This window comes from Niallia sp. CD-39, assembly GCF_059874745.1.
On sequence record NZ_JCBCPS010000007.1, the window covers coordinates 86,295 to 97,024 of the forward strand.

The window sequence follows — 10,730 nt, forward strand, 5'->3', positions numbered from 1 at the left end:
TGAATAAAAATATAATAGAGCAAGATACAAGACTTTTTTTCTTCTTTTGTAGTTTTGAGGTTCATATGTTGTGAGTACTGTTAACATTGACGTTTGAATGCAATGTTGCTTTTTTGGCAAATAGGGGAAATTTTGATCAAATAAATTTTTACTTAATAAGGTCCTCTAAGTGCAGTATTCACGCCATTTTCATCATTACTATATGAATATTATTGTTTATTTTTCCTAAGATGTATTGCAAAACGAAACTAAACAAAGTATACTAATCCTCGTGAACTTCTAAAGCAATGACGGATGATCACTACTTAAAGGGTTAGGACCTCTTTGGACTAACTTTCCCCCGTGGTAGAAGGACGTCAGCGTGCGTTTAGAGTTTCATTTCATTCTGTAAAGGGGGAAATTGAATATGGAAACAATGGGTAGACATGTAATTTCTGAGTTATGGGGTTGCGATTTCGACAAGTTAAATGATATGGAATTTATTGAGCAGACTTTTGTACATGCAGCATTGAAGTCAGGTGCTGAAGTTAGAGAGGTTGCTTTTCATAAGTTTGCACCACAGGGTGTTAGCGGCGTCGTCATTATTTCTGAATCCCACTTAACAATTCACAGTTTTCCAGAGCACGGTTATGCAAGTATTGATGTTTATACATGCGGAGATCTTGATCCGAATGTAGCAGCTAATTATATTGCAGAAGCATTAAATGCTGAAACACGTGAAAACATTGAGTTGCCTCGCGGTATGGGTCCAGTTCAAGTGAAAAAGACAAATGTAATGTAAGAAAATGAATTTATAGGAGTGCGAATCGCGCACTCCTTTTAATTTTCTTCAAAAAAATATACAATAGAAGTAATCACATCTTGAAATGTCGTTAAATTAGAGTCATTTTGAATGCATAGAAGCGGAGTTGATTGTATGAAGTGTCCTTCCTGTCAACATAACAATACTCGAGTACTAGACTCTAGGCCTGTGGATGAAGGAAAGTCGATTCGCCGTCGCAGAGAATGTGAGCGTTGTAGTTATCGTTTTACAACATTTGAAAAGGTGGAAGAAATGCCATTAATTGTTGTGAAAAAAGGTGGCACACGCGAAGAGTTTAGTCGGGAAAAAATTTTAAGAGGCTTGATTAAAGCCTGTGAAAAAAGAGCAGTATCGCTAAAGGAACTTGAAGCGATCACTTTTGAAGTTGAGAAAAACTTACGAAGCACTGGGTTGTCAGAAGTAAGTAGTGATGAAGTCGGAGAAATGGTTATGGATTCACTTGCAAAAGTAGATGATGTAGCATATGTACGCTTTGCTTCTGTTTACCGACAATTTAAGGATATTAATGTCTTTATTGACGAACTAAAGGAACTCATTAAGAAAGAACAGAAGTAATGAGGAAGTTGGAGCTGAAAAAGTCTTTTTGGCTCCTTTTGCTCATGTAAGAGATGTTTAGAAAGGTTGTATGACGATGGACCAGCATTGGAAAGAGATTCTTCCGATTGACAAGTATATTGTGACATCAGCAGGTCTCATTCATGATTTTGATCGTAAGGTAATTACTCTGCTATACCAACCTTTAATGGGGCCAATCTGTTTTAGTTTATACATGTCTTTATGGGCAGAACTAGAAAATGATCGTACGAAGGGTGAGAAAACTACGCACCATCAGTTAATGGTGACGATGGACCTTAACTTAAGAGATATTTATCAAGCTCGACTAAAGCTTGAAGGTATAGGTTTATTAAAGGTGTATGGCAAAGAAGGCGAGGAAGATCGTTCGTTCATCTATGAATTATTGCCTCCACTGACACCTGAGGAATTTTTTGCAGACGGTTTTTTAAGTGTTTTTTTATATGGAAAAATTGGCAAGACAAATTACGTGAAGGCGAAGCGCCATTTTTTACATGAAGCAATCGCAGAAAGAGACGGGCATAAAGAAGTAACTCGCTCCTTTGATGAAGTGTATCAATCTGCCTTTCATGCATCAAACCATCAAAAACATATACATATGGAGCAAGAAGATATGTCGGTGGGCCGATATGACACGAAGCCGATTAAAATAAAAAAAGCTCGTTTTGATTTTGACCTTTTAATGGCTGGGTTATCAGAATCGCTCTTTCCTAAGAAACATTTGACGGAAGCTGTTAAACAAGCGATATCCAATTTAGCATTTTTATATGGAATCGACCCAATCAATATGAAGAACATTATCTTAAGTGCATTGGATGATCAATCGATGGTTCAGATTGAAGAGCTTAGGAAATCAGCAAGAGATTGGTATCAATTTCAGAATAATGACCAGCTTCCTATATTGATAGATCAAATACAGCCAGCGACAAAGCGTAGTCAAGGATATGATGAAAGTTCAGAAGAGGGAAAAGTGATCCTTTATTTTGAAACGACTTCTCCAAGGCAACTCTTAATTGATATATCTGGTGGGGCGAAACCTTCAAAGTCTGATTTGAAAATCATAGAGGATGCGATGTTTCATCAAAAGTTAGACGCTGGGGTTATGAATGTTTTGCTTCACTTTGTCCTTTTGCGCACAGATATGAAGATTACAAAAGGATATGTTGAAAAAATAGCGAGCCATTGGACGCGTAAACAGATTAAAACAGTTGAAGAAGCAATGAGAATTGCAAAGGAAGAGCATAAGAAGTATTTGGAATGGGCAAACGGAAATAAATCAACGAAAAAGACTTCAAGTAAAAAAGTAACAAGAACAGAAATGCTTCCTGACTGGTTTGAAAATGATAAGTTAGTTCAAGCTGAGCAAACATCAGAAAATGAAAGCAAGAAAAAGAGCATGGAAGATGTATTAAAAAAGCTGCGTTCGGCAGGTGATTCTTAAAATGGAAAAAATTAATCAAACATTAAAAAGATTGTCTGGTAGCCAAGACTTTAAAAAGCGGTATGAAGAACAGAAAAGAGAAACGCTCAACCACCCAGAGGTTCGCAGGTTTATTCAGAAACATCACGGTGAGTTGACAGACTCAATTATTGATAGAAGCTTGATCAAGCTGTTTGAATTCTCAAAGCTGAGCAAGGATTGTCATCGATGTCCTAGTCTTGAGGGATGTATCAACTTTATGAAAGGCTATCATCCAGAACTCATTTTGGAGAGAGGCATGATCGATATTAAATATGATAAATGCCCCCGAAAAGAAATCGACGATGAAAAAAGAAAAAGTGAAAAGCTCATTCAAAGCTTGTATGTTCCAAAAGATATTTTGCATGCTTCCTTTAATGAGCTGCATACAGATGATGATCGGATTGAGGCTGTTGAACAAGCAATTCTTTTTATCAATGAATTTCAGTCAGGTACACGTAAAAAAGGACTGTACTTTTACGGCCAATTTGGTGTTGGAAAATCGTATTTGCTTGGTGCCATTGCAAATGAGTTGGCTAAAGAAAAAGTTTCATCTATGATTGTCTATGTTCCTGAATTCTTTAGAGAAATGAAGAGCTCGATTGGTGATCAAACATTAAATAGCAAAATTGAAGCAATAAAAAAAGCACAGGTTTTAATGTTCGATGATATTGGAGCTGAAACAATGTCAAGTTGGACAAGAGATGAAGTGCTAGGTCCTATTCTACAATTCCGAATGCTTGAGAATTTACCGACCTTCTTTACGTCTAATTTTAATTTTCAAGAGCTTGAACACCATCTTTCCTATAGCCAGCGTGGAGAAGAAGAAAAGATGAAGGCAAGAAGAGTGATGGAAAGAATTAAGTACTTAACAAAGCCAGTATTAGTTTCTGGAGCAAATCGCCGTAAATAATCAAGAAAACACAATCTCATTTATGAGGTTGTGTTTTCTTTTCTACTATTATTTATGGATGCTTTTCGATTCTGAAAGGCTTCAATTCCAGTGGAAAGCGTGCGGCTGAAGGGGTGATTAAGGTGTCACTTTTGTTCCTAAAGCGCATTGCGGATTTCTTAATTCTAGCTTCTATTTTTGGACAGTTCCCCATATATATAAGTGTAGACTCATTCGATAGCATTTATGTAGCAATAGGGGGGATTTGGTTGATTGAAATCAACTTCCAAAATAAGGGAGATGCAAAAGCGTTTTTTTTCTTTATGCAGAGAAAACTGAAGAAGATTGGGATTGTCGAATCGATTTCTTTTTTGAATGACGAATTAAATAATGTAGTCATTAAAGATTCACTCGTTCATATAAATACAGTTAAAGATGGGTTTTATCAATTTCTAATTGGACATAAAATGGATCAATGGTTTCGAGAAATAATAGCAAGTCGTTTTTTTTATGAGGATGTAGAGGAGCAGGATCAAATCTTAGAAATTATCCATGGCCTCGTCAATGATGAAAATCATGAATTGCTTCCTTTTCTAAATGAAGTTGACATTAAATCATTTATTTTTACCGCGATTGATCAAATGTTAGACGAATCGAACTCGTTTTCGTTTGATTCCTTTGTTCAGTTTCGTATTAGACCATTAATGATGTATTTGAATAAATACGTGGAAATATCAATTGATGAATACAAGATGGAGCTTGAATATCAATCATTTATTTATACATTGCGTGATTTTATTAAGCATAGACCACCATTAAAAGAGGAACTGCATCTTTTATTTGATGAGGAAATTGTCTTTTTTGATCATTTGTATAAAGAAATTCGCAGAAGTGAGCTAACAGCACTAGTGGATCGCAGGTTATTATTCAATCATCCGATTTATGTTGATTCTGTTGCAATCGCACCACTCCTTTCGATCGCACCGACATCGATCACAATTTATACAAATGATGTCGAACAACCCATTGTTCGAACGATTAAAAGCATCTTTGAGGAAAAAGTATTGATTACCGAGCTTGCGTGCTTTTTTGAAAACCTACAAAAACAAGAGAAAGTAGACTAAGACTTTAGGAATGCTCTTGATTTTCTTTTCATTTGACACTATAATTACGTACATATTGAAAAAACATATTGCTATGGTCATGATAAGGACATGGGTATTCTTGTACGGTTTAAAGAGAGGGAAGCCATTTGGCTGCAAGCTTCCTAACACGATTTGAATGCTTACCACCTTTGAACTTCAGTCTTTAAAGTTGAGAATTCAATTAGTAGAGTCTGACGGTTACAACTCGTTATGTTGCTACAAGTCATTTTTAAGATATTAAAAATGAGAAGTAGGGTGGAACCACGTGTATATAACTCGTCCCTTTTTAAGGACGGGTTTTTTATTTTGATTTTTAGGAGGAAAAAGCAGATGGCAGACATCATAAAAATGATATTTCCTGATGGAGCAGAAAAGGAATTTCCTTTTGGTACAACAACAGAAGAAATTGCAGCGTCCATTAGTCCAGGCTTAAAGAAGAAGGCTCTAGCTGGTAAAGTGAATGGAGAATTAATCGATCTTCGTACAGCAATCGAATCTGATGGAAAGTTTGAAATTGTAACACCAGATCATGAAGATGCGTTAGAAGTGCTTCGCCACAGCTCTGCACATCTAATGGCTCAAGCGATTAAACGTTTATATAAAAATGTAAAGCTTGGAGTCGGTCCAGTCATTGAGGGTGGATTCTATTATGATATTGATATGGAAGAGTCAATTACTCCAGAAGATCTCCCTGTAATTGAAAAAGAGATGAAGAAGATCATCAATGAAAACATTGAGGTTGTTCGTAAGGTTGTTAGTCGTAATGAAGCTCTAGAAACGTTTAAAGAGGATGAGTATAAAGTTGAACTAATTGGTGCGATACCAGAAGATGAGACAGTAACTCTATATGAGCAAGGAGATTTTATTGACCTTTGCCGTGGTGTCCATGTTCCTTCAACTGGTAAATTAAAAGAGTTCAAGCTGCTAAATATCGCAGGTGCTTACTGGCGCGGTAATAGCGACAATAAGATGCTACAACGTATTTATGGAACAGCATTCTTCAAAAAAGAAGATTTAACGGAGCATCTTCGTTTGCTAGAAGAAGCGAAGGAAAGAGATCATCGTAAAATTGGTAAAGAATTAAACTTGTTTACTAACTCTCAATTAGTCGGACAAGGATTGCCTTTATGGCTTCCAAAAGGAGCGACAATTCGTCGCATTATTGAGCGTTATATCGTTGATAAAGAAGTAAGCTTAGGCTATGAGCATGTTTATACACCAGTGATGGGAAGCGTTGACTTATATAAAACATCTGGTCACTGGGCTCATTATCAAGAAGACATGTTCCCTGTAATGGATATGGACAACGAGCAGCTCGTTTTACGTCCAATGAACTGTCCTCACCATATGATGGTTTATAAAAACAGCATTCACAGCTATCGCGAACTACCGATTCGAATCGCCGAACTTGGAACGATGCATCGTTATGAAATGTCAGGGGCGCTATCAGGGCTTCAGCGTGTACGTGGAATGACATTGAATGATGCACATATCTTCGTTCGTCCTGATCAAATTAAAGAAGAATTTAAGCGCGTTGTAAACCTTGTTTTAGCTGTTTATGAAGACTTCAACTTAAACGATTACTCGTTCAGATTATCTTATCGTGATCCAGCTGATACAGAGAAATACTTTGATGATGATCAAATGTGGGAAAAAGCTCAAAGCATGCTGAAGGAAGCAATGGATGAGCTGGGATTAGACTATTTTGAAGCTGAAGGTGAAGCTGCATTTTACGGGCCAAAACTCGACGTTCAGGTCAAAACAGCACTTGGGAAAGAAGAAACGCTTTCCACTGTTCAATTGGACTTCCTATTACCAGAGCGCTTTGACTTAACGTATGTCGGAGAAGATGGAAAGGGTCACCGTCCAGTCGTTATTCACCGTGGAGTCGTTTCTACAATGGAACGTTTCGTTGCGTTCTTAATAGAAGAGTATAAAGGTGCCTTCCCTACTTGGTTAGCGCCAGTTCAAGTTCAAATAATCCCAGTTTCTAGCGATGTTCATTTTGACTATGCGAAAAAAGTCCAAGAAGATCTTCAATTAGCAGGATTCCGTGTGGAGATTGATGGCCGTAATGAAAAGATGGGCTATAAAATTCGTGAGGCACAAATGCAAAAAACACCTTATATGCTAGTAGTTGGAGATCAAGAGGTAGAGCAGCAAGCCGTAAACGTACGTAAATACGGTGAGCAAAAGTCCGAAACTGTTCCGTTTTCTGCGTTTTTACAAACAGTTAAAGACGAAGTGCAAAAATAAAACATAAAAGGTTCTTGCCAAAACGGAAATTATTTGATATGATTTTCTTCGTTGGCTTAATTATACATCATATTTGACATGCACGATTAATCTATGCTATAGTATCTAAGGTAATTGAATACAGTTTGTGGAAAAGAAGAAGCACCCGCTTCTCACCTGATTTGACGCGAGTTTTGCTGTTGACAGGTATGACAAGTACGTTTAACTAATTAGTACGTTCTTTCAAGGTGTGGGTGATATTCATCCGCACCTTTTCTTATGTAAAAGGTCGTACGTTTGAAGTGTTGGAATGATGATTCTGGACCCAAACCTTGTGTTCTGAATAAACCTTGGAGGTGGCTAATTATTAGCAAAGATATGTTGTTAAACGAGGGTATTCGCGCCCGTGAAGTTCGTCTTATCGATCAGAATGGCGAGCAATTAGGAATTAAATCAAAAAACGATGCGTTAGAAATAGCGGCTCGTGTCAACCTTGATCTTGTTCTTGTTGCACCGAATGCAAAGCCTCCTGTAGCCCGCATTATGGACTATGGAAAGTTCAAATTTGAGCAACAGAAGAAAGAAAAAGAAGCTCGTAAAAACCAAAAGATTATTAGTGTGAAAGAAGTTCGTTTAAGTCCAACAATTGAAGAGCATGACTTTAACACAAAACTTCGTAACGCTATTAAATTCCTAGAAAAAGGCGATAAAGTGAAAGCTTCAATTCGCTTTAAAGGACGTGCGATTACGCATAAAGAAATTGGTCAGCGTGTACTTGTTCGATTTGCAGAGGCTTGCTCTGAAATCAGTACTGTTGAATCACATCCAAAAATGGATGGACGCAGCATGTTTATGGTACTTGCACCGAAAATTGAAAAGTAAGAGGAGGAATTCCAAATGCCAAAAATGAAAACTCACCGTGGCGCTGCTAAGCGTTTCAAAAGAACAGGATCTGGAAAATTAAAACGTTCTCACGCTTATAGAAGCCATATGTTCGCGAATAAATCACAAAAACAAAAGCGTAAGCTTCGCAAAGGAACTCTTGTTTCTGCTGGCGATTACAAACGCATCCGTAACTTATTAGTAAATCTTAAGTAATATCGAAACTAGGAGGGAAAACAAATGCCACGTGTAAAAGGCGGTACAGTTACTCGCAAACGTCGTAAAAAAGTCATTAAATTAGCAAAAGGTTATTTCGGTTCAAAACATACATTATATAAAGTTGCTAACCAACAGGTTATGAAATCTTATAACTATGCTTACCGTGATCGTCGTCAGAAAAAGCGCGACTTCCGTAAGCTATGGGTTACGCGTATCAACGCAGCTGCTCGTATGAACGGCCTTTCTTATAGCCGATTAATGCATGGATTAAAGGTTGCTGGTATTGAAGTAAACCGTAAAATGCTTGCAGAATTAGCTATTGCTGATGAAAAAGCGTTCGCAGAATTAGCGAATGTTGCAAAGAATAGCTTAAATAAGTAAGACACCATAGAAAGCCATTCTCTACTATAGAGGGTGGCTTTTATGCTAGGAGTGATAAGCATGTTTTGGGTTTATGTATACATAGTGATGAACATCATTGGACTTGTTGTTATGGGAATAGATAAGAAAAAGGCGATCAATCGTCAATATCGAATTAGTGAAAAGACATTATGGACGATTGCGTTCTTATTTGGGGCCTTAGGAATGACTTTATCAATGGAAATATTTCGCCATAAAACACAGCACACACGTTTTCGTGTTGGCCTGCCTGTGTTGATGGTTATACATCTGTTTCTCTTAATCGTCCTGATTAACTTATGGACATAATCGAGTGGAACAGTCCATATGATTTGTAAAAAGGGGTAATTAATGAGTTAAAAAGAGGGTGAATCAAGTGGAAGAGCATTGGGGAATGCTGCTTGTAGTTGTATCAACATCAGGAATACTAGCTCCATTATTCTTTATATTGCTTCACCTTATTCGTCAATTTTTTTTCATCCCTGTAATACTTATATGTGTAACAGGTGGGCTTTTATTTGGGAGTTTTTTTGGCGCATTATACTCTTTAATCGGCCTATTCATTAATAGCTTATTGTTTTATTTGCTTATTCACCGCTTTCCGAAAACTCTAGAAAAGTTGAGTGGATTAAAGAAAAAATTATTCGGAGAACATCGAGATTTTACAGTTTCGCAAATTTCAATCCTTCGTCTTATCCCATTCATTCACTATCATTTATTAAGCTTTTGTTTAATGGAAAGATCAAAAGGGCTTACGGATTATATGAAAGGGTCTCTTCTGTCAAACCTTCCATTAGCAATTTTTTACACTGTGTTTGGGCAATTTATTAGTCAATTCACACCGACGTTGATTGTTATTGTTCTATGTGCACTAGCATTACTAGTCTTCCTTTTAAGGCAAAAGGTGACTGTTATAAAGTGGTATGATTTCTTTCCAGTGCGTGAAGTGAAAAAAGAATAAAAAAGATGTACGAGAAAAATTTCTCGTACATCTTTTTTATGGAGTGAAGGGGCCATCCTCTTTATTCGATTTTTGCATAAAGTCTTTAACTGGACTTTTCCAATCAATTTTAGCATTTGGATAGTGCAGATGAATTTTTTGCTCCAAAAATAAGAAGTCCTCTCGTACAAACCCTCTTAAGCTATCTATATGCTTTGACCAGATAAAGACAGAGACAACATCAAAGGAATTTGGTGTTGTGCCCAGGTATTTTTCTCCTTCAAAAAGAGCACCTTTATAGGTAATAAAGAAATTTTTCCGAACATTCTCTTGGTCGTCCAACAAGAAGAACTTTTTTTGTTCATGTGCACTTTCAAGCTTGCGTTTAGGACTGACAATATATTTAAATGCACGATAAAGAATAAAAACGATCAGTGCGAGGATGAGAAAACGAAAAATGACAACCATGAAAAGGCCTCCTGCGTATAAGTTTCTTTGCATACGATTGAGATTTAAAAAGGTTTCATTTTTTTGTGTTTTTTTTATCTTTTCATTACAATGAAAAAGAGAGGTAAATACGGATGGGGAGAATCGATACATGAATTATCAAGAACTATTTCCAATGCAACAAGCGTTGGATGAACATATTGAGCGAAAACATCAAGTAGAGAAAGAGGATTTGTTTGATCAAAAGATTTTAGCAATGCTTGTGGAACTTGGGGAGTTAGCAAATGAAACGAGATGCTTTAAATTTTGGAGCCTTAAACCTGCCTCAGAAAAAGAGATCATTCTAGAAGAGTATGTTGATGGAGTTCACTTCTTATTATCACTTGGTCTGCTAAAGGGGTATGATAAAAAAGCTGCATTTATCAATGAGAAATCAGCTGAGCCACTTACAGAGCAGTTTCTAGCTATGTATGATGTGATGAATGAGTTTAGAAAGAATCCAACAATTAAGAAATATGAAGAAGCGTTTAAATGCTATATAAAATTAGGGATAAGCTTAGGGTTCACACCGGAGGATGTCATTCTAGCTTATAAAAAGAAAAATGAAGTCAACTATAAAAGGCAAGAGCAGGGCTACTAGAATCTTTGTACAATTCATGGGGAATCTAGTATAATAATGAACAAGAATATTAAGGGGGTCGAAATAATTGACCAAG

13 protein-coding genes and 2 other annotated features are annotated in these 10,730 nt (G+C 36.8%); of the genes, 12 read left to right on the top strand and 1 reads right to left on the bottom strand.

Translation table 11 applies throughout. The features are described from left to right. Positions 1-406: 406 nt before the first annotated feature. From speD to AC6F34_RS14715, 11 genes are all read left to right on the top strand, one after another. Complete coding sequence (gene speD / locus AC6F34_RS14665; RefSeq protein WP_500773421.1) at positions 407-781, top strand: adenosylmethionine decarboxylase; 375 nt, start codon at positions 407-409, stop codon at positions 779-781. 135 nt (positions 782-916) lie between these two features. Beyond that, positions 917-1,378 carry a transcriptional regulator NrdR gene (nrdR, locus tag AC6F34_RS14670; protein ID WP_500773423.1) on the top strand — a complete coding sequence of 154 codons (462 nt, stop codon included), beginning with the start codon at positions 917-919 and terminating at the stop codon, positions 1,376-1,378. 76 nt (positions 1,379-1,454) lie between these two features. Then, positions 1,455-2,837, top strand: coding sequence for a replication initiation and membrane attachment family protein (locus AC6F34_RS14675; protein WP_500773425.1), 1,383 nt, complete (start codon positions 1,455-1,457; stop codon positions 2,835-2,837). Position 2,838: 1 nt separating this feature from the next. Further along, positions 2,839-3,768: a primosomal protein DnaI gene (gene dnaI, locus AC6F34_RS14680; RefSeq protein WP_500773427.1), complete on the top strand. Its 930-nt coding sequence runs from the start codon at positions 2,839-2,841 to the stop codon at positions 3,766-3,768. Between the two features lie 248 nt (positions 3,769-4,016). Beyond that, positions 4,017-4,871, top strand: a complete 855-nt coding sequence (locus tag AC6F34_RS14685) for a putative sporulation protein YtxC (protein ID WP_500773429.1) — start codon at positions 4,017-4,019, stop codon at positions 4,869-4,871. A 70-nt stretch (positions 4,872-4,941) separates the two neighbouring features. Continuing rightward, positions 4,942-5,179 (top strand) — a binding site (T-box leader). A 43-nt stretch (positions 5,180-5,222) separates the two neighbouring features. Continuing rightward, positions 5,223-7,148: a threonine--tRNA ligase gene (gene thrS, locus AC6F34_RS14690; protein WP_500773431.1), complete on the top strand. Its 1,926-nt coding sequence runs from the start codon at positions 5,223-5,225 to the stop codon at positions 7,146-7,148. 127 nt (positions 7,149-7,275) lie between these two features. Then, positions 7,276-7,410 (top strand) — a sequence feature (ribosomal protein L20 leader region). Between the two features lie 95 nt (positions 7,411-7,505). Beyond that, a complete protein-coding gene (gene infC / locus AC6F34_RS14695) occupies positions 7,506-8,009 on the top strand; it encodes a translation initiation factor IF-3 (protein WP_500773558.1) in 504 nt (167 codons plus the stop codon). Between the two features lie 15 nt (positions 8,010-8,024). Then, positions 8,025-8,225, top strand: coding sequence for a 50S ribosomal protein L35 (rpmI, locus tag AC6F34_RS14700; protein ID WP_500773433.1), 201 nt, complete (start codon positions 8,025-8,027; stop codon positions 8,223-8,225). Between the two features lie 24 nt (positions 8,226-8,249). Beyond that, positions 8,250-8,609, top strand: a complete 360-nt coding sequence (rplT, locus tag AC6F34_RS14705) for a 50S ribosomal protein L20 (RefSeq protein ID WP_500773435.1) — start codon at positions 8,250-8,252, stop codon at positions 8,607-8,609. 60 nt (positions 8,610-8,669) lie between these two features. After that, the gene (locus AC6F34_RS14710; protein WP_500773437.1) at positions 8,670-8,936 is read left to right on the top strand and encodes a DUF1294 domain-containing protein; all 267 of its coding nucleotides are present in this window, start codon (positions 8,670-8,672) and stop codon (positions 8,934-8,936) included. Positions 8,937-9,003: 67 nt separating this feature from the next. Continuing rightward, on the top strand, positions 9,004-9,588 hold the full coding sequence (locus tag AC6F34_RS14715; RefSeq protein WP_500773439.1) for a TVP38/TMEM64 family protein: 585 nt from the start codon (positions 9,004-9,006) through the stop codon (positions 9,586-9,588). A 36-nt stretch (positions 9,589-9,624) separates the two neighbouring features. On the opposite strand, the gene AC6F34_RS14720 is transcribed toward AC6F34_RS14715, so the two are convergent. After that, complete coding sequence (locus AC6F34_RS14720; protein ID WP_500773441.1) at positions 9,625-10,035, bottom strand: sigma-w pathway protein ysdB; 411 nt, start codon at positions 10,033-10,035, stop codon at positions 9,625-9,627. A gap of 130 nt (positions 10,036-10,165) precedes the next feature. On the opposite strand from AC6F34_RS14720, the gene AC6F34_RS14725 reads away from it, so the two are divergent. Beyond that, the gene (locus AC6F34_RS14725) at positions 10,166-10,654 is read left to right on the top strand and encodes a dUTP diphosphatase (protein ID WP_500773443.1); all 489 of its coding nucleotides are present in this window, start codon (positions 10,166-10,168) and stop codon (positions 10,652-10,654) included. Positions 10,655-10,730: the final 76 nt, after the last annotated feature.